Origin of the sequence: Alteromonas sp. RKMC-009, from assembly GCF_003584565.2 — a bacterium.
In the GTDB taxonomy this organism is placed as follows: domain Bacteria; phylum Pseudomonadota; class Gammaproteobacteria; order Enterobacterales; family Alteromonadaceae; genus Alteromonas.
Genome location: NZ_CP031010.1, coordinates 1,330,262 through 1,350,169 on the forward strand (window position 1 = coordinate 1,330,262; position 19,908 = coordinate 1,350,169).

Annotated in this window: 18 protein-coding genes; 7 read left to right on the plus strand and 11 right to left on the minus strand. The window is 49.8% G+C overall.

Going from position 1 to position 19,908, the window contains the following annotated elements:
* Positions 1 to 172: 172 nt before the first annotated feature.
* The 5 genes from DS731_RS05735 (at position 173) to DS731_RS05755 (ending at position 4,825) form a co-directional block, all read left to right on the plus strand.
* The gene (locus tag DS731_RS05735; protein WP_119500426.1) at positions 173 to 1,165 is read left to right on the plus strand and encodes a response regulator; all 993 of its coding nucleotides are present in this window, start codon (positions 173 to 175) and stop codon (positions 1,163 to 1,165) included.
* A complete protein-coding gene (locus DS731_RS05740) occupies positions 1,165 to 1,656 on the plus strand; it encodes a PAS domain-containing protein (protein ID WP_119500427.1) in 492 nt (163 codons plus the stop codon). Before DS731_RS05735 ends, DS731_RS05740 begins: the two co-directional genes overlap by 1 nt.
* 108 nt (positions 1,657 to 1,764) lie before the next feature.
* Positions 1,765 to 3,426 carry an Lcl C-terminal domain-containing protein gene (locus DS731_RS05745; RefSeq protein WP_232373490.1) on the plus strand — a complete coding sequence of 554 codons (1,662 nt, stop codon included), beginning with the start codon at positions 1,765 to 1,767 and terminating at the stop codon, positions 3,424 to 3,426.
* Positions 3,427 to 3,428: 2 nt separating this feature from the next.
* Positions 3,429 to 3,935 carry an Lcl C-terminal domain-containing protein gene (locus DS731_RS05750; RefSeq protein ID WP_119500429.1) on the plus strand — a complete coding sequence of 169 codons (507 nt, stop codon included), beginning with the start codon at positions 3,429 to 3,431 and terminating at the stop codon, positions 3,933 to 3,935.
* Positions 3,936 to 4,030: 95 nt separating this feature from the next.
* Positions 4,031 to 4,825 (plus strand): DUF2884 family protein, encoded by a 795-nt coding sequence (locus DS731_RS05755; RefSeq protein WP_232373491.1) that lies wholly within the window; start codon positions 4,031 to 4,033, stop codon positions 4,823 to 4,825.
* 4 nt (positions 4,826 to 4,829) lie between these two features.
* Here the strand turns inward: DS731_RS05755 and hemW are convergent, their stop codons facing one another.
* The 6 genes from hemW to DS731_RS05785 form a co-directional block, all read right to left on the minus strand.
* Complete coding sequence (gene hemW / locus DS731_RS05760; RefSeq protein WP_119500431.1) at positions 4,830 to 5,969, minus strand: radical SAM family heme chaperone HemW; 1,140 nt, start codon at positions 5,967 to 5,969, stop codon at positions 4,830 to 4,832.
* Positions 5,962 to 6,564, minus strand: a complete 603-nt coding sequence (rdgB, locus tag DS731_RS05765; RefSeq protein WP_119500432.1) for an RdgB/HAM1 family non-canonical purine NTP pyrophosphatase — start codon at positions 6,562 to 6,564, stop codon at positions 5,962 to 5,964. The genes hemW and rdgB overlap by 8 nt, the downstream gene beginning before the upstream one ends.
* 19 nt (positions 6,565 to 6,583) lie before the next feature.
* Positions 6,584 to 7,795 carry an ATP-dependent RNA helicase SrmB gene (gene srmB / locus DS731_RS05770; protein ID WP_119500433.1) on the minus strand — a complete coding sequence of 404 codons (1,212 nt, stop codon included), beginning with the start codon at positions 7,793 to 7,795 and terminating at the stop codon, positions 6,584 to 6,586.
* A 66-nt stretch (positions 7,796 to 7,861) separates the two neighbouring features.
* Positions 7,862 to 9,814 carry a RecQ family ATP-dependent DNA helicase gene (locus tag DS731_RS05775; RefSeq protein ID WP_119500434.1) on the minus strand — a complete coding sequence of 651 codons (1,953 nt, stop codon included), beginning with the start codon at positions 9,812 to 9,814 and terminating at the stop codon, positions 7,862 to 7,864.
* A gap of 269 nt (positions 9,815 to 10,083) precedes the next feature.
* Entirely contained in the window at positions 10,084 to 10,299 is a 216-nt protein-coding gene (locus tag DS731_RS05780) for a hypothetical protein (RefSeq protein ID WP_119500435.1), read from the minus strand.
* 198 nt (positions 10,300 to 10,497) lie between these two features.
* Positions 10,498 to 11,589, minus strand: a complete 1,092-nt coding sequence (locus DS731_RS05785) for a hypothetical protein (RefSeq protein WP_119503317.1) — start codon at positions 11,587 to 11,589, stop codon at positions 10,498 to 10,500.
* 136 nt (positions 11,590 to 11,725) lie between these two features.
* Between DS731_RS05785 and DS731_RS05790 the strand changes: the two genes are divergently transcribed.
* Positions 11,726 to 12,637 (plus strand): ExeA family protein, encoded by a 912-nt coding sequence (locus tag DS731_RS05790; RefSeq protein ID WP_119500436.1) that lies wholly within the window; start codon positions 11,726 to 11,728, stop codon positions 12,635 to 12,637.
* Positions 12,630 to 13,757, plus strand: a complete 1,128-nt coding sequence (locus DS731_RS05795) for a general secretion pathway protein GspB (RefSeq protein ID WP_119500437.1) — start codon at positions 12,630 to 12,632, stop codon at positions 13,755 to 13,757. Before DS731_RS05790 ends, DS731_RS05795 begins: the two co-directional genes overlap by 8 nt.
* A gap of 7 nt (positions 13,758 to 13,764) precedes the next feature.
* Here DS731_RS05795 and DS731_RS05800 read toward each other — a convergent pair whose 3' ends face one another.
* From DS731_RS05800 to leuA, 5 genes are all read right to left on the minus strand, one after another.
* On the minus strand, positions 13,765 to 14,943 hold the full coding sequence (locus DS731_RS05800; RefSeq protein WP_119500438.1) for an HD-GYP domain-containing protein: 1,179 nt from the start codon (positions 14,941 to 14,943) through the stop codon (positions 13,765 to 13,767).
* An 85-nt stretch (positions 14,944 to 15,028) separates the two neighbouring features.
* Positions 15,029 to 15,631 (minus strand): 3-isopropylmalate dehydratase small subunit, encoded by a 603-nt coding sequence (gene leuD, locus DS731_RS05805; RefSeq protein WP_119500439.1) that lies wholly within the window; start codon positions 15,629 to 15,631, stop codon positions 15,029 to 15,031.
* 3 nt (positions 15,632 to 15,634) lie between these two features.
* Complete coding sequence (leuC, locus tag DS731_RS05810; RefSeq protein ID WP_119500440.1) at positions 15,635 to 17,035, minus strand: 3-isopropylmalate dehydratase large subunit; 1,401 nt, start codon at positions 17,033 to 17,035, stop codon at positions 15,635 to 15,637.
* A 9-nt stretch (positions 17,036 to 17,044) separates the two neighbouring features.
* Positions 17,045 to 18,142 (minus strand): 3-isopropylmalate dehydrogenase, encoded by a 1,098-nt coding sequence (gene leuB, locus DS731_RS05815; protein ID WP_119500441.1) that lies wholly within the window; start codon positions 18,140 to 18,142, stop codon positions 17,045 to 17,047.
* The gene (gene leuA, locus DS731_RS05820; protein ID WP_119500442.1) at positions 18,143 to 19,702 is read right to left on the minus strand and encodes a 2-isopropylmalate synthase; all 1,560 of its coding nucleotides are present in this window, start codon (positions 19,700 to 19,702) and stop codon (positions 18,143 to 18,145) included. It lies immediately after the preceding gene.
* Positions 19,703 to 19,908 lie beyond the last annotated feature (206 nt).

Here is a 19,908-nt window from a genome sequence, read left to right on the forward strand (position 1 = left end):
CGCCGTGTTACACCAATGACGAATGGAAATTACTCAGAATCCTGCTATCAATGTATAAGGGATTCAGTTGACTGAAAACTGTTGTATGCACGGTGTACAATGTTCTTAGTCAGACAATTTCTGCAAAAGATTTCGCAATCCTGCGAAGGCTAAAGGAAGGTAATCTTTTTACATGATTTCGGTATTGGTTTGTGACGACTCGCTGGTAGCACGCAAACAGGTAGCAAAGTGCTTGCCGCCTGACTGGGATGTCGCTGTTCATTTCGCCAAAAATGGTCAGGAAGCGGTCGCCGCTTTAGAGCAGGGTAAAGGGCAACTGTTATTACTGGATTTGAATATGCCGGTGATGGACGGATACGCCACCTTGCAGGCCATTCAGGATAAAGGGCTGAAAACCAAAGTTGTTGTGATCTCCGGGGATATACAGCCCGAGGCCCACGAACGGGTAACCCGGCTGGGAGCATTGGAGTTTATTCGTAAGCCCGTGGACCCTGCAACGCTGGAAAGCGTGCTGGTTAAACATAATTTGCTGGAAAACGAGCCGGAAGTTGAAGAGTCCGTTGAACTGGATCCGGATATCCGCGACTGCTATCAGGAAATCACTAATATTGCCATGGGTCGGGCTGGTGACCACCTTGCCCGGACGATGAATGTGTTTGTTCACCTGCCTATTCCCAATGTGAATCTTATTGAAGCATCTGAAATGCGCATGATGCTGTCGGATATAGACAGCCATGAGCAGGTAACGGCGGTGTGTCAGGGCTTTATCGGCTCAGGGATCCGCGGCGAAGTCATGTGTATTCTCAGTGACTCAAGCTTTGAAGATGTGGCAAAAATTCTCGATGTGCAGGAGGATGTGGACGATCAGTTGCAACTTGAGTTGCTAATGGATGCGGCCAGTATCCTTATCGGCACCTGCCTCACGGGCCTGGCGCAACAAATGGACGTAACTTTTGCACAGGGGCAGCCCATTGTTCTGGGGCAGCACCGTGCGATTACCGATATTATTCAGACTAATCAGGTGAAGTGGAAACGTACTCTGGCGATTGAACTGAGTTACGGGCTGGAAGGCTACAATGTGAATTGTGACCTGTTAATTCTTTTCACCGAAGACTCTATGCAAACCATGAACGCCAAACTTGCTCATTTACTGGAGGATATGTAATGCAGGACAGTGAATTAGAGCAAATGCAGTCTTTCCACTGGATGATGGATATGCTGCAAAGTGTTGATGTTGGTATTATCGTTCTGGACAGAGCATTTCAGGTAAAAGTATGGAATGGCTTCATGGAAAGCCACAGCGGGCTCTTACCCAGCGAAGTGCGTGACAAAACCTTATTCAGCATTTTCCCTCACATCAATGAAAGCTGGTTTGCGAAAAAATGCAAACCTGTATTTGAGTTGAAAACCCGGGCATTCATGACCTGGGAACAGCGGCCTCATTTGTTCAAGTTTCACAATTACCGGCCGATTACAGGTAATGAGCCGTACATGTATCAGAATATCACACTGGCACCTTTAACATCGGCGAACGGGAAAACCGACCATATCAGCGTAATGATTTACGATATGACGGATATCGCGTCCGGTAAAAAGCAACTTGAAGCGTTGCAGGTGAGCAGTGAAGAACGCAGGGAAAGACGTTCACCACAATAAACTGAATACACCGGCGTTTTCTTTTTCAGAGGGTAAGACGACGTGATGTTTCGAATTTCTCCACACCTTCCGTGCCGGCACGGGTTCACCGTTTTCTTAATGAGTCTCATGCTGAGTGCATGCGGCGGAGGCGGCGGTGATGACTCCGGTGGCACGCCAACTAATCCCAATGCGATTTACGTGAATGCCGGTGCCGACATTGAAGTACTGGAGGCCACGGACGCCAGTTTGAGTGGCAGTGCTACAGGCAATACCGATGGCGCGACCTGGCGCTGGTCTGTGACGCCTTCTGCCACTATCACGCAGGATGACAATACTGTTGCAGACGCGGTTTTTACTGCTCCAGTCGTTACCACCGATACGTCGTTTGTTGTTACCCTGACTGTCACCAATAGCAGCGGTAACAGCGATTCTGATACCTTAAATATTCTGGTCAGGCCGGTAAATGTGTCACCGACAGCTGTGATCACGCCGGAGCAGGAAGCCGGTCAGCCGCAGAATACATACTCTGCCGGCAGTACCGTGGAGCTGAGCGGGTCCGCCAGTACTGACGAGGATGCTCCGGATTCAGCAAATCCCATTGCAGCCTGGGAGTGGCAACAAACTTCAGGTAACAGTGTTTTAAATGGTATCGCCACTGATCAGCCTTCGATAACGATTACTATGCCGGTGGAAACCAGTGCGCAGGCGCTGACACTGACGCTGACTGTTACTGATGCAGAAGGTGCCACAGATACCGCCACTGTTACCCTGAATACATTGTCAGAAAGCCAGACCTTACCAAAGGTCAGTGCCGGCAACGACCAGGCGGTATTCAGTGGTGAGCGGATTGTCCTCAATGGCGTAGCAACCACGACGGTATCCGCCGGTTTACCGCTACTCAGTGAATGGGAAGCGTCAGGCAGTGCCGGCATGGTCCGCGATGCAGATACGCTTTCAACGTATGCGATTGCGCCGCAGGTCGATGTAGAAACGCAAATGAGTTACACCCTTGCCGTGAGTGATGCCTTCGGTCATATCGTCTATGACGAAATTTTCGTTACCGTCCGTCCCATGCCCGTTCCTTTGTTAAACGACACCGGCGTTACAGTGCAGGCGAATAATACGGCCTACGCCAATACCCAGCAGAACGATTTTCCCGGTCAGGACGGACAGCGGGGTGGTGATGTGATCAGTGCTGCCGGTTTCCTTGAAAAGGCAGGCCGTGGTAAAGCGGGTTTTGATTTCACCAAACTTAATAGCAACGGTGATGAAGAAGACGATACGTCGCAGGCCTGGTCTTGTGTACGCGATAACATCACCGGTCTAATCTGGGAAAAGAAAACCGACGATGCCGGACTTCGTGATGCAGATAACACCTATTCCTGGTTCTTCTCTGCGCAAAACGGAGGTTATCAGGGCCCGCAAACTACGACTACCGCCAGTTGTACAATGACAAACTGTAACACCCAGGCGTATGTCAGTGCGGTAAACGCCCAGGGCCTGTGCGGGTTCTACGACTGGCGTATGCCGACACATCAGGAGCTTATGTCGATTATACATTTCGGTCAGCCCAGCGGCGTGATGCTTGATGATGACTATTTCCCTTTCGCCGGCACACTGGCGGCCGGTGAAGACAAGTTATGGTACTGGACCCGCATGCCAAGTGCTGACGGCGTGTCCGGTGATGCGGCACAGAATGCCTGGGCACTGGACTTTGCTTCCGGCCTGGATAACTTCTTAATTAAATCGAGCCCGGCGCGGGTGCGTCTGGTAAGGGCAGGGAGATAAGCATGAAACCTGTATTTGTATTGTTATGCTGGCTGTTTTCGGCGTCTTTAATGGCTCAGACCTGTCTGGGTGATGGTATTGAAACCGCCGGCGAGGACGATTTTGAAGATTTGGGTGGCGGCGAAGTGCTGCATATTGAAACTCAGCTAATCTGGCAGCGCTGCTCACTGGGGCAGACCTGGAACGGGACAACCTGTACAGGCACTGCCACTAAATATAACTGGCAGGAAGCGCTCATCGCTGCGCAGGAAGCCGATGCCGTTGACCTTGCAGGATTGCGTTTACCTAATATCAAAGAGCTGTCGACTATTACTGAACGCCTGTGTGTACGCCCTGCGATTAATGAAGCTATTTTCCCCAATACACCGCCGGATGATTTCTGGACATCAACGCCTTCACTGGAAGATCCGGTACGTTCCTGGGTAGTCGCATTTTTTAACGCCAGTCACTCAATCAAAGAAAAGGACAGATTTGTTTACGTGCGTTTAGTGCGTACACAGCTTGATTAGACGTTAACAGCTCTTATAATGCCGCGATTTATTCAACCTGAATTTTAGCAGGTTGGACTTGTCGCGGCTTTTTATTTAGGGGTAAGGCGTACACAATGCTACGCATGAGAATGCGAAAATTACTATCTGCTTTGCGAGTTCCGCTGGTGTTTTTCACCACGGTGCCTTTTTGTGCGTCAGCAGATATATCCTGTGACATCGACTTTGCCTATGGTCTGGTGGTTAACGAACATCAGTTACGGATCCTTGATAAGAGCCGTACTGTCGTTCAAATCAACGACCAGGATCAGCTGTTCGTAAAAGGTCGCTGGCAAAACCTGAGTGTACCCGAGCGCCGCTGGCTCCGTGATTATTCGCGTGGACTGCATTATGTTGTTCCCAAGATGATTATTCTGGCGACAGAAGGTGTAGACCTGGCAGCAGACACCGTGGATAACGTATATCAGGGGCTGGTGGGAACCGATCACGAAAGTTACGAAAAGCTGCAGCACGCAATGAAGCGCGTGCGTAACCGTGTTAAAGACAAGTTCCGTCATGCCAGCAACCATTACTTTATCGGCCCGGGATCACTGGAAAGTGTCGACCACTTTGTCGACAGTGAAATTGAAGCTGAATTGGAGCAGGCTATCTCTATGTCTATCGGCGGTATTCTCTCAGCCATTGGCGGCATGGATGAAAACCGGGTAGATTTAAGCAGCGAAAGGGTGGAAGAAATCACCCGTCAACTTGAGGCCGTAGGTGAGCAACTGGATTTTGAAGCCGGGCCGGCATCACTGAACAATAAAGCGCAGTGGTTCTGTGACAAACTACACCGCCTGAATAACCTGGAAGAAAAGCTGCGCAAGCATATCCCTGCGCTGAAACCTTACGACATTATTATTTCGGAATAAATCGTTAAACAAATGCTGAGAGCAGGCTGTTAAGGTATCGTCTGCCTTTTGCCGTCACCTGCCAGTGCAACTCCGTTTCTTCAATCAGTCCCTGCTCGCGGGCTTTAGAAAGCTCTGCTAATTCCTGAGAAGATAATGTCTGTCCGGTAAAATCAGTAAAATCCCGCTTGGGGCAGGGTTCGACAAGGCGGAACCGGTTCATGAAAAATTCGAAGGCCAAATCTTCTTTCTCTACCGTTGAAGAAGTATCGAGGTAGGGGCGGGCAATATCCATATAGCCTCTGGGATGCTTCACTTTTACTGTACGGACTATTTCACCGCTGTTGATATCTGTGATTTTACCGTGAGCACCACAGCCGATCCCCAGGTAATCACCGAAGCGCCAGTAATTCAGATTGTGTTGGCACTGGAAGCCGGGTTGGCTGTAACCGGAAATTTCATACTGTTCGAAGCCGGCAGCTTTGAGCCTCTTATGCCCCTGTGACTGGATCTCCCATAAAATATCATCATCGGGCAGCTCAGGAGGCTTTGAGTAAAAGGGCGTGTTGGGCTCAATGGTGAGCTGATACCAGGAAAGATGGCGTGGAGACATGGCTATGGCACGGTCTAAATCGTCCAGCGCATTGGAAATACTCTGATCCGGTAAGCCGTGCATCAAATCCACATTAAAACTGTTCAGCGGTGCGGCCTTCGCCAGAGTGATGGCCCGGCTTGCCTGGTCAGTATCGTGAATGCGGCCAAGGGCTTTAAGGTGATGGTTCTGAAAGCTCTGGATCCCCATGGAAATTCTGTTTACTCCGGCCTGAGCATAGCCGTCAAAGCGTCCCGCCTCCACGGTGCCGGGATTAGCCTCAAGAGTAATTTCAGCATGCTCAGACAACGCTACCCGTTGTTTAACGCCGTCCAGCAGGGTTGCTATGGATTCTGCGGAAAACAAGCTTGGCGTACCGCCGCCGATAAAAATACTGGTGATCTCGCGTCCTTTTATACGGGCTGCGTCAATAGCCAGATCGTCCAGCAAATGGGCGACGTATTCATTTTCAGGAAGCGATGACTTCAACCCGTGTGAGTTGAAGTCGCAGTAAGGGCATTTCTGAACACACCAGGGAATGTGGATATACAGGCCCAGTGAGGGATTACGCAAAAGTTTGTCTCATTTGTTCGAGCAGAAATGCCATGGCCTGACCACGATGGCTGATTTGATTCTTAACCTGACGGTCGAGTTCAGCGGCAGTACATTCATGGGAAGGTACATAAAACACCGGGTCATACCCGAAACCGCCGTGACCGGCCTGAGACTCCGTAATCGTGCCATGCCAGTAACCCTGACTGATAAGCGGTACCGGATCGTCTGCATGACGCATGAACACCAGCATACAGAAGAAATGTGCACGGCGGTTTGCTTTACCATCCAGCGCTGCCAGCAACTTATCAATGTTATCACTGTCGCTGGCCTGTGCGCCGGCGTAGCGGGCGGAATAGATGCCCGGCGCTCCGCCAAGTGCATTCACTACCAACCCGGAGTCGTCTGCAATCGCCGGCAAGCCGGTGACTTTCGCAGCATGACGGGCTTTGATAATGGCGTTCTCCACGAATGTGGTGCCTGTTTCCGGAACGTCTTCCACGCCGAGTTCTTTTTGCGGAACTACGGTCACGTTCAGCGCTGAAAACAGGCGGGTGAATTCCTTCACTTTGCCGGCGTTACCTGATGCCAGTACAATTTTTTCCGGAAATGACATATCAAACCGTCCTTACTGATTACTTACTTTTCTTTTTCGCTGTGGCGGCTTTTTTCTTTTTGGCCTTTTTCTTCGCGGTGTTTTTCGGAGCTTTATGCTTAGGCCGCAAATCTTTTACGAAACGGGATTTAAGCGGTTCTCCGGTGTAACGCTCAACTTTGCCTACCAAGTCGAAGTCGTGAGCTTCAATCAATGATATGGCTGTACCTTTTGCGCCTGCACGACCTGTGCGGCCAATACGGTGAACGTAAATATCGGCCTTGCGGGGCATATCGAAGTTGATGACATGACTGACGTTAGGTACGTCTATGCCACGGGCAGCCACATCGGTTGCCAGCAGTACGGGGACTTTTCCGGATTTAAACCGTAGCAGGGCGTCATTACGTTTATCCTGCGGCATTTCTCCCTGCAGCCAGCACACTTCAATTTTCTCTGACATCAGAAAATCTTTCAGTGCCTGCAGGCGCTCGCGGGTTTTTATAAACACCACCGCATTGGTAATGTCGTTTTTAAGAATATGCACCAGCATGGCCTGCTTGTGGGCCATGTCATCAGCCAGGTGATACCACTGATGAGTTTTCGCTTTTTCCTTCCGTGAAGGATTCGCTTCTACTTCAACCGGATCATTTAGAATATCGCGGGAGAAAAACTTCACTCCCGGCCCTTCCAGTGTGGCGGAGAACAGCATGTTCTGCTTACGCCAGCGGGCTTCTGCGGCAATCTGACCCACAATGGCACCAAATCCCATGTCGAGCATACGATCCGCCTCATCCAGGATAAGGCATTCTATGTTGCGACAATCCGCAGACTCTTTCTCGATATGCTCAAATAAGCGGCCCGGCGTGGCCACAAGGATATCCAGGTTCTGGCTCAGTGTTTCTCTGTCAGTACCATAGTTTATGCCGCCGGTAATTACGCCGCATACCAGTTCGGTATAACGGGTAATTGCCCGTGCCTGCTCATATACCTGTAAGGCAAGTTCACGGGTTGGCGTGAGAATAAGGATGCGTGTCGAACCGGGTTCCCGACGTGGGAAATCCAGTAAAAACTGGCACGCAGGCAGCAAAAAGGCCGCCGTTTTTCCGGTTCCGGTAGGGGCCGATGCGAGGATATCTTTGCCGTCCATCGCCGGCGGGATCACGAGAGACTGAATGGAAGTTGGGTTTTTAAATCCCATCTCCGTAACAGCCTGACAGAGGCTGTCATCAAGCTCTAATTCTTCAAAGGTCATTCGGTGTTTTTGCGTCGCGAAAATAAAGGCGTATTGTAGCACCTCACCGCTGTGTTTTGATAACTATTATCTCGAAACTGCGCCTTCAGATTCATTCACAACAGAATTGGCACAGCTGAGCAGTACGTGATAAGCCGTCTCTTCGTTTTTTCCGAACTGCGGCTGCTGCTTTGCCTTAATTTTGGTGAAAACGGGTTGGGTAAGTCCGGCCATGAAGCGACTCAGCAAGACAGGTGTCAGCATCTGTGCAGGCAGCTTTTCAGAAAGCCAGTTGTGGGCCTGTTGCATGTCAGGGGCGATATTGCCGGACTCTGTTTCTGAGTTATCACGGCTAAGACTCAGTGATTGTCCCCTGCATACTGAGCAATGCCCGCAGTGTTCAGGTGCATGCTGATCGCCGAAGTACAATGCCAGATTGTGATTCAGGCAGCGGTCGAGATTGAAAAAGCGCAGCATGGTAGCAATACGGGCAATTTCTGATCCTTCGTTCTTGCAGGCATACTGATGCAGATTGCCGGCAAGGTCGGGGGTGAATAAATCGGGATTTACCCGGTACACATCGGTGAGCTGTTTGGCTTCCAGCTCAGCCTGGCCGTTGTCAGCCAGTTGCTCCAGCAGATTCAGCACCATTCCTCTCTGGTATCCTTGCTGCTGAAGGGCGTCGAAATCAGGAACGCCCCAAATTTTCCTGAAGCGGGTGTGGCTGACAATTGAATCGAACAGTCCCTGATGTTCCTGCGGTAAGTGTTGCGCAATTTGCTCAGGAGCCGTCAGCCATTTTACCTTTACGTCTTCGTAGTAGCTGTATTCAGGTTCAACTACGCCGGCGAGTTCCAGCTGCACCAGCAGCGTCTTAAGTGGTAAAGGGCGAATATTGGTGGTTTGTGACAGCGACCAGGCTCTGGTTTCCCACTGACCATTTTGTGTGTTGGCCGTGATTTCATTAAGCAGCACGTCAATGGCGTGCTTTTCAGGTGTGTCGCCATAGACAAAGTTTTCCAGCACGTTAATGCCGTCCAGACTGGCCAGCAGTACGCACCGGCTGTTCTGTCCGTCACGTCCGGCACGGCCGATTTCCTGGCTGTAATTCTCTATGGATTTCGGGAGGTCGTAATGCACCACGAAACGGATATCTGCTTTATCGATACCCATGCCAAAGGCGATAGTTGCCACAATGATGCGTGTTTCGCCCGCCATAAAGCGATTTTGAATGGCTGCACGGTTGTCGTTACCAAGGCCCGCATGATAAGACACCGCTGAATAGCCGGCTGCCTGTAATTGGTTGGCAAGTTCGTCTGCCGTTTTTTGCTGCGTGACATACACAATGCCGGCGCCGGCCGTGTCATCAAGCACTTGCGTGAGCAACGGGAACTTGCCGGTGTCCTGTGCCGGAATCAGGTCTATGTCCAGGTTAGCCCTGTAGAATCCCGTTTGTACGATATGCTGCAGGCCGATATCGAATTTCTGCGCCATGTCTTTTTGTACCCGGCGCATCGCTGTAGCGGTGAGCAACAGCACCAGCGGAATGTTCAGTGACTGGCGGTAGCGGGGCAGTTTCAGATAATCGGGACGAAAATTGTGACCCCATTCAGAGATACAATGGGCTTCATCCACTACCAGCATGGATACAGGAATGCTGTCGATAAAGCGGCGGAAGCGCTCGTTTTTAAATCTCTCTACCGAAATCATCAGGATCTTAAGCTCACCATCACGGGCCTGCTGCATCACCTGCTGGCTGTCCTCTTTGCTCAAAGTGGAATCCAGGCTGGCAGCTGCAATACCCTTACTCCGCAGAAAGGCTAACTGATCATGCATGAGCGCAATGAGCGGCGAAATCACCAGTGTGAGATGGGGCAATTGTGTTGCGGTGAACTGATAACACAAAGACTTCCCTGAACCGGTAGGAAACACCGCCAGCGAAGAATGGCCGGCCAGAAGCTGCTCAATAGTCTGTTGCTGACCTTCGCGGAAACCGTCGAAGCCAAAACGTTCATTGAGTTTGATTTTTAGTGATTGCATTTAAAAACGGGTCTAAGGTTGCTGGATCAAATTAATGTGTCTTATGAAAACGGGAATTATTTTAGAAATATGAGCAATAGGGAGATGATTAAAGAAACTGATAATGAAACTAGTAGTATACTCTTGCGATCGCTTTTAATAACCCAGGAAGTGTTCGGACTTTTTCTCCAGTTTTCATGATTCATATGCTTATTCATGTAGTATTTCCTCAGTTGTATTTTAGCAAGTAGCTTCTCAATGAGAAGCTACTATAATTAAACGCAATTTTACTAACGCCAGTTTTCCCCATTTAACTGCTCTTCGATAAAAGCAAAGGTTGTTACAGCACTCACTCCAATCATCATTAATGGGAACCAGGCAGGAGCTGTTCCGGCGAGCGCTATACCAACACCGATACTGATGATACCCATGTTCGTTCCGACTGCGAGTTCTTGAGATACACCGCCATTTACTTCTTCGATTTCTGTTAAAGTTAACTGTTGCATTAAATTAAGTCCTTTTTTACTTGTTCTTGTTCTCAACAAGATGTGATGATTAGTTGCAACTAATCCATATTGAGTTGCAATTTTAGCATTACAGGAAATTTTACAGTCTACTGTAACTTGCTGTTCTCTAAAAAAGCTTAATGGGCTAAAGGAGAACTAAGAAACATTTTATTGAGAGATATTTGTTTTTTAACTGATTCAAAGTACAGAATTCAAGATTTCTCCGCGGGCTTTATCAATAGCGGAGCCAATAGCAGGCCCTTTTAGTCCTTGCTTGATAAAATTCGAAGCGTTGATCTTATTGGCTTCTTTCAGTGCGTATAGCAATTTTGGTGCAACTGTGTAGGATTTCTCTTTCTCATAAATCAAAGCCATAACAGATAAAAATTTTTCGAATCGCTCAGGCCGGCGCCATGCATCACAAAGATTAAATAAATTTAGCCAGTCACCTGCAGAGTCTGCGGTTTTATAAATGTTGCAGTGGCGAGAAACGAGCAGTGCAAGATCAGAGTGTTTATTCGGAGCCTTCAAACGTTGGCAAAGCGAGGATGTCTCATCAACGGATAAAAAAGCACAAACTAATGCCCATTTTTCATCCTCTTCTCCCTGCGTTAGTGAAGCTTTTTTTAAAGGATTTGAAATATTAATGAGATGCGGCTTAATTTCTTTTAACCAGGGGCTGAGTGCATCAGCGTTTTCAAGCACCTGAAAATAGACTTCAGGATTCATTTCTCCCAACGCACGGATAGTCTCCTTCCATACACGCTCAGCCGTAAGATGGGCAAGTTCGCCACTTTCAGCCATGGAACGCATGAGTGAAGCGGTTTCATCTGCAACGGTAAACCCGAGATAAGCATACCTTGCTGCAAAACGGGCAACGCGGAACACCCGCAGGGGATCCTCACTGAAGGCTTGAGACACATGTCGCAATGTGCGGGATTCGATATCTTTAACACCGTGGTAAGGGTCAATCAGGTTGCCATCTTTGTCTCTGGCGATAGCATTTACGGTGAGATCCCGACGGATCAAATCCTGCTCCAGCGTGACGTCAGGTGCAGCGTAACAAACAAACCCGGTGTAACCGCTGCCGGACTTTCTTTCCGTGCGGGCGAGGGCATATTCGTCTTTGGTTTTCGGATGCAGGAACACCGGGAAATCTTTCCCGACCTGTTCATAGCCTTTACTGAGCATCTCCTGTGGTGTGGCACCTGTAACTACCCAGTCCCGTTCTGTTACCGGGCGTCCGAGTAATTCATCCCGTACTGCGCCGCCCACTAAATAAACATCCATAAAACCATCACGCTGTTTGTTTTGTTTCATTATGCCTGAACTAAGAGGCTTTTTGTTTATCGAAAGGCTTTGATTTTGACTTATTCACCCGGGCCGGTTAGTTTAGTCGCGGTGAATTGCTAACTCTCTCAAACACATGTATCTGAATTATTTTGGACTGACGGACAACCCGTTTTCCATAGCGCCAAACCCCGATTATTTATATATGAGCCCGCGCCACAAAGAGGCACTGGCACATCTGACCTTTGGCCTGCGCGAAAGCGGCGGTTTTGTGATGCTGACCGGCGAGGTTGGCACCGGAAAGACCACGGTATCCCGGAAATTGTTGCAGCAATTACCTGACAATACACAGGTAGCAATGATTTTAAATCCCACGTTGTCTGCTCTTGAACTGCTGGCCACCGTCTGCGACGAGCTGGGCATTCCCTATGATGTGGACAAGGCCAGTCTGAAATATTTTACTGATCGTATTCTGGCAAAGCTGGCTGACAATCATCAGGCCGGCATGAATACGGTACTGATGATTGATGAAGCACAGCATCTGATGCCGGAAGTGCTGGAGCAGCTGCGTTTACTGACCAATCTGGAAACCAACCGTGAGAAACTGCTGAAGGTGGTGTTAATAGGACAGCCTGAATTACAACAGTTACTGAAGCGAAACGAACTACGGCAATTAGCTCAGCGTATTACTGCCCGTTATCATTTGTTACCGCTCACCGCACCGGAAGTTTCTTCCTACGTAGCACACCGCTTAAGTGTGGCAAAAGGGGATGTGAGCATTTTCAGCCCGTCGACGATTAAAGCCATTCACCAAATCACAGGGGGCATTCCCAGAGTAATTAACTTGCTTTGTGACCGCGCACTGACCCTGTCATTCACCAAACAGCATGCAGTAGTGAAGAAACCTGTATTCCTTGCCGCAGCAGAACAAATTCTTGGCGAAGATGTGGTGAGCCAGCGTATTCAAAGTCAGCGTAAATGGCTGATGATATTGTTGTTTGTGATTGCTCTGGTGACTGGTTTTGGCCTCGGGAGGTTGTATGTCTGACCTCATTAAAATTGCAGAGCTGAAACCCGGTATGGTGATTATTCGCATCACTGAGCAGAACGGGCCGGTTAAAATTCGCAAAAGTGGTCTGGTATCCAGTGACGCCATGGTACAGGGCCTGGCGGAAATGGGGGTGCAGGAAGTTGAAGTTGACCCTGCTCAAGCCGTTGAAATTGAAAAGCCGGTGCATCACCGCACGCAAACGCAGGCGCTGCTCAGGGGAGAACACGACACCAGCGTCAGTAAGTTTGATGCCGGGTTGTCAGATCAATTTAACCGCAGCTTGTTCCTTCCCACTGTGCAGGGAATGCCGTCGTTGTGGAAAGTGTATACCAGACAGGCAGTGTCTTTTACCGGTGTCATCCTGGCCGGACTGATTACAGGTGGTGCCATCGGCAGTTACCCTGCGTGGTGGCCTGATACGGTAAATATTGTGTCCGCCGGCGATGGGCGCGGAAACGGACAGGAGATACCGGGAACAACACCTGAAGACAGCACAAACCTGAAATCCACCGGAGAGGCTGTGGTGCCAGACGGTAATAATATTGCCGCAGTGGATAGCAGCCCGGTAAATAACACAAATGAATTAAACCCGGTTCCCGATACCACCGCCGGGAGTCAGCCTGAAATAAACGCAATCCCAAACCAGAGCGCAACCGGGCAGCAGAATACTGCGTCCGCCAATCCGGTGAACAGTGATGGCGCAGGGAATGATATTGCTACGGAGGCCTCAGATTTAGGCGGTGAAATCATCAATGCGCCGCAGGAAAGCGATGTGAATGTGTCACCGGAGCTTATGGCCCGGTTTAATAAGGCCATTGAAGATTTGGACAACAAGGCTACCGAAGATGAGCCTGAAACACAGATCACCGTGCGTGATGATTTACCCCGTGTCGATCAACTTCCTGTCAGAATGCTTACCCGTTTACCGGGTATGGCGTTTAATGCCCATATGTATGCCAGTCGTCCGTCTGACCGCTGGGTGAGAGTGAACGGCAAACAGCTCGGGGAAGGGGACTGGATTGATGACAAGGTGCAAATAGTAAAGATTGAAGCTCAGCGGGTTATTCTGAGTTTCGAAAATAAAGAGTTTTCTATGGCGGCGTTAACAGACTGGTGACCGGGTTTCAGCCCGGCACCTGGCTGATAAATACATCTTTGAAAAATTTCGGCAGATTAATGCCAAAATCATCAGGGCGGACACCTGACTCAATTTCATCGTCGACAGTAAGCAAATCAATGCGTTTGATTTCACTGAAGTGACCTCCGGTAATGCTGTAGAAAGTCATTACCACCGGTGAGGTGAGATCGTCGGGATTTTGTTTACTGATGATCCCCAGTCTCCCGCTTTTCAGTTTTACCAGCGAGCCCACGGGGTGAACACCGACACACTGCACGAACTGTTTAACTAACACGCTGTCAAGAGACGGATCTTTAGCCAGCCTTTTCAGCGCGAGCGCCGGCGTAATGCTGTCTTTGTGAGGACGGTTGGAAATCATCGCATCGTAACAGTCCACAATAGCCGCCATTTTGGACAAGGGAGAGATGGTGTCACTCTTCAGTGCGTTCGGGTAGCCGGAACCGTCTTCCCGTTCATGGTGTTGTGATATGACCGACAGTGCCAAATCTGAAATCTGTTCGCTTTGCTCTACCAGTTCCACGCCAATATCAACATGGCTTTTCACCACATCCCAGTCGGCCTGACTCAGTTTTCCGTTTTTATGCCTCAGTTCCTGTGGGATCTGCGACATACCCACGTCCATAAGCAATGCGCCCATACAAGCTTCATCAATCGTATCCCGATCATAACCAAGATGCTGGGCAAACATAGCCATCAGGATGGAACAGTTAATCGAATGTTCAAGCAGGTATTGATCTGAATTCTTTATCATTGTCAGGCAGGACATGGCATCCTGATTATCGAAAACTGCATCAATGATGCTGGATGACAGGTCTGATGCCTGCGAGAGATCATTAGGAGCGCCCTTGTTGAGCGAAGTGATGAAAGACTGCTGTAAGCTCACGGCTTCTTCATAAAGTACACTGGCGGCATTCAGAGCGTCTGAATTCGACTGTGTGGCAGATGAAGGGGCGGGCACCTGTTCACTGACCATTGCTGCTTCCGGCAACTGACTTCTGGCATAGTCGACTTCTACCAGGGTGATCCCCATTTCCTTCAGCTTGCCGATGGAGACCGGTGATTTCACCACGCCGCTGGAGCGCACGCGTAATTGTCCGGTTTGTTCTAAAACCTGATTGACGTACATACCCGGAATGAGTTCATCAATAGTCACGTTTTTTAGCATGCAATGTTACCTGAGCAGAAGCCGGGGCCGAAAAAAAGGGCGATGCTGATGCATCGCCCTTTGAGTATAGTTGATATCGAAAAAATTAAAGCCAGACTGGTTGTCTACTTTCGTATGATTCGATGGTTTCTGTCAGTTCCAGCGTCTGACCAATAGCATCTAAGCCTTTGATCAGATTGTTTTTGTGGTGTGCAAGGATATCAAAACTGAATACTGCATCGCCTGCTTTCACTGTTTGTGCCGGCAAATCGATTTCCACAGCGGTTTCCGGATTGGCTTTGACAATGGCAAACAGCTCATCCATTTGCGCTGATGTCAGCGCTACCGGCAGCAACTGGTTGTTAATGCAGTTACCATAGAAAATGTCAGCGAAGGATGTGGCGATAACGGCATCAAAACCAAAATCTGCCAGTGCCCATGGCGCGTGTTCCCGACTGGAACCACAACCAAAATTTTCCCGCGACATCAGAATACTTGCACCGGCGTGTTCCGGTTTATTTAACACGAAATCAGGATTGGGTTCTTTTTCATGCAAGTCCAGATAGCGCCAGTCGTGAAACAAATGTTTACCGTATCCGGTGCGTGTTACGCCAGTAAGGAACTGTTTCGGGATGATCTGATCCGTATCGACGTTAGCCTGATCAAGGGGGCAGGCGCGGCCGGTGTGTGTAGTAAAACCTTGACTCATGATTTACTCCTGAAATTCTCTGACATCGGCGAAACGGCCTTTCAATGCAGCGGCAGCTGCCATCGCAGGACTCACCAGGTGAGTACGGGCACCGCGGCCCTGACGGCCTTCGAAGTTACGGTTACTGGTTGAAGCACAACGGTCACCGGCCTGAAGAATGTCATCATTCATGCCCAGACACATCGAACAACCCGGCAAACGCCACTCGAAACCTGCATCGGTAAAGATTTTATCCAGACCTTCTGCTTCCGCCTGACGCTTAACTGCACCGGAGCCCGGCACAACAATCGCGGTGACGTTGTCAGCGACTTTGCCCTGTTTGGCGATGAATGCAGCAGCACGCATGTCTTCAATTCGGCCATTGGTACACGAGCCGATAAATACATGACTGATGGCCACATCTTCCAGCTTGTCGCCGGCTGATAAGCCCATGTACGACAGGGCTTTTCTCGCGCTCTCTTTCTCTACCGCATCGCTGAAGGAGTCAGCCGCAGGTACCGGTGTATCCACACCAATTACCTGACCCGGGTTAGTACCCCAGGTGACCTGTGGTGCGATATCAGCGGCATTTAATTCAACAACGCTGTCGAACTTTGCGCCATCTTCACTGTTCAGAGTTTTCCAGTATGCAACGGCGTCATCCCACGCTTCGCCGGAAGGTGCATATTCACGGCCTTTCACGTAGTTAAATGTGGTCTCATCCGGCGCGACCATTCCGGCTTTCGCACCGGCTTCAATACTCATGTTACAGATGGTCATACGCTCTTCCATGGTCAGAGAGCGGATGGCTTCACCGGCGTACTCGATAACATAACCGGTAGCGCCGGCGTGTCCGATTTTGCCGATAATGGCCAGAATGATATCTTTTGCCGTAATGCCCACCGGTAATTTACCGTGCACATTAATCAGCATGCTTTTCGCTTTGCTTTGCTTCAGAGTTTGTGTGGCCAGTACATGCTCAACCTGAGATGTACCGATACCGAATGCTAAGGCTCCGAATGCGCCGTGGGTTGCAGTGTGCGAGTCACCACATACTGCGGTAACGCCGGGCAGGATTAAACCCAGTTCAGGACCCATTACGTGAACAATACCCTGCTTCTGGTGACCTACCGGGAATAGCTTAACGCCGTGTTCTTCACAGTTTTTCGCCAGCGTTTGTAGCTGTAACGCATTTTGCGGACCGCAGGCGTCAATGGCCAGTGAGCGGGTAGAGATACTGTGGTCCATGGTGCCGAATGTACGGTCAGGTCGACGCACTTTACGGCCTTTTTCATTCAAACCTGCGAAGGCCTGAGGCGAAGTCACTTCGTGGATCAGGTGACGATCGATATACAATAAGCTGTCTTCGCCAATCTGGTCTACAACGTGTGCTTCCCAGACTTTGTCATATAAGGTCTTGGCCATGACGGTCTGTTACTCCTGATTTAAAATCTGTTTGACAATTTCATCGCCGACCTGAGCTGTGGTGGACGCTTGTGCGCGTTTGTCCTCAGGTAACAATTCTCCGGTTAATACACCGGCTTCTAACGTGGCTACAACCGCTTTTTCGATAGCGTCCGCAGCATCTTGCAAGTTTAAGCTGAAACGCAACATCATGGCTGCTGACAGCACCTGAGCGATAGGGTTAGCAATACCCCGGCCGGCAATGTCAGGTGCAGAACCACCAGCCGGCTCGTATAAGCCAAAACCTTCTTCGTTCATACTGGCTGATGCCAGCAGGCCCATAGAACCGGTCATCATGGCGCATTCGTCTGAAATGATGTCGCCGAACAAGTTAGAGCATAACATCACGTCGAACTGGGCCGGGTTTTTCATCACCTGCATGGTCGCGTTATCGATATAGATGTGCTCGAGTTCCACATCAGGATAGTCTTTGGCGACTTCTTCGGTGACTTCCCGCCACAAACGGCTGCATACCAGTACGTTGGCTTTATCTACCGAGGTAACTTTACCGCGGCGCTTCTGTGCTGCTTCAAAGGCGGATACGGCAATTCTGCGAATTTCCCGTTTGGAGTAGCGCATGGTATCAAAGGCGTATTCTTCTTCACCCTCGCCGTCACGTCCCTTAGGCTGACCGAAATAGATACCGCTGGTCAGCTCACGGACAACCAGTACATCCACACCGCTGGCAGCAATGTCTGCGCGCAGCGGGGATAAGTCCTCAAGACCCGGATAGATTTTGGCAGGACGCAGGTTACTGAATAAATCGAAATGGCTGCGCAGGGTTAACAGTGCTGCACGTTCAGGGCGTTGTTCCAGTGGCAGGGAGTCCCATTTTGGTCCACCGATTGAGCCGAATAAAATCGCGTCGGCCTGTTCACAACCTTGCAGGGTGGCTGGCGGTAATGCTTCACCTTCAGTATCAATGGCATAGCCACCAACCGGATACGCGGTCCGGTTGAAAGTCACTTTGAATTTGCTCTCAACGGCATCCAGGACCTTATTGGCTTCCTGCATGACTTCCGGGCCGATACCGTCTCCGGCGAGTACGGCAATATTGAATTCGCTCATTTATACTCCTGCAACGCGTTCTTGTTGAATCTTTTGCTGATCAATCTGGTCAGCAACATGTGTATTGTTCAGTACGAAGATAAGGGCTTTAACCCCGGCTTCGACAATGTCTGTGGCCAGGCCGATACCGTGGAAACGGCGCCCTTTGTACTCGGCGATAACACCGACCTGGGCAAGGGCGTCAGCACCTTCACCTTTCGAGTCCAGTTTGAAGTCCACCACTTCCAGGTCTTCATGACCCAGAATAGAAATAATGGCATTAAAGGCGGCATCCACCGGACCGTTACCGATGGCTGTTTTGGTAACGGTTTCGCTGCCGACCTGTAAACGAACAGTGGCACTGGGAATGATTTCCCGGCCAGAGTTGGCCTGCAGATAAGACAGCTGGTAATACGCGTCTTCGTGTTTTTGCTGATCGAAAAACAGCAAGGCTTCCAAATCGTAATCGTAAACCTGACCTTTCTTATCGGCCAGCGCAAGGAATGCGGTGTAAACCGTTTCCAGATCGTAGTCTTCCGCCTTGTAGCCCAGCTCTGTTAAACGGTGCTTAATAACGTGACGACCAGAGCGTGATGTCAGGTTCAGGTTGTTTTTATTAATACCCACACTTTCCGGTGTCATGATCTCATAGGTATTTTGCGCTTTTAATACACCGTCCTGGTGGATACCTGAGGAGTGACTGAAGGCATTCGCGCCCACAATGGCTTTGTTCGACTGAACCGGCATGTTACACAACTGGCTGACCAGTTTGGAGGTACGGAAAATTTCAGTGGAATTGATGTTGGTTTGCATGCCCAGCATGGCCTCGCGGGTTTGCAGAATCATCGCAATTTCTTCCAGTGAACAGTTTCCTGCACGTTCACCGATACCGTTAATGGTACATTCTACCTGGCGGGCACCTTGCTCAACGGCTGCCAGTGAGTTAGCAACAGCCAGACCTAAATCGTTGTGACAGTGCACGGAAATCGTGGCTTTATCGATATTCGGTACGCGGTTAAACAGGTTGCCTATGATGCCGCCGAACTCGGTGGGCGTTGTATAACCCACGGTATCCGGAATATTTACGGTAGTGGCACCGGCATTGATGGCGGCTTCGACCATACGGCAAAGATAATCGATGTGGGTACGGCCGGCGTCTTCACAGGAAAATTCCACATCGTCGGTATAGCGGCGGGCATGCTTTACTGCAGCCACTGCCATATCAACGACTTCGTCCTGAGATTTTCTGAGTTTGGCACCAACATGAATTTCAGATGTGGCGATAAAGGTATGGATACGGAATTGTTCAGCGACACTCAGCGCCTGGCCGCATGCATCGATGTCTTTTTCAAGAGCACGGGATAAACCGCAAACCACACTGTTTTTCACTTCCCGGGCAATCATCTGCACGGATTTAAAATCACCCGGCGAAGATACCGGGAAACCCGCTTCGATGATGTCTACGCCCAGACGTTCGAGGGCCAGAGCGATCTGCAATTTTTCTTTGGCACTTAAACTGGCGGGCAGTGCCTGCTCGCCGTCGCGTAACGTGGTATCAAAGATTTTTACCTGATTCGTCATGGCTTGTACTCGTGGTGATAATTAGTAAAAAAAAACCCGTGCGATGCACGGGTTTATTGTAATTCCTCTTACTGGATGCATTCTACCCGTGCAGTCTTGCTGCCATAAGGAGTAGAAGAGAAAGTAAAAAATATTGCATAATTATGCGAATTTCACGGGCATCCAATTGATAGCCGACAATGTAACCATACAGGGGCCACAGGTCA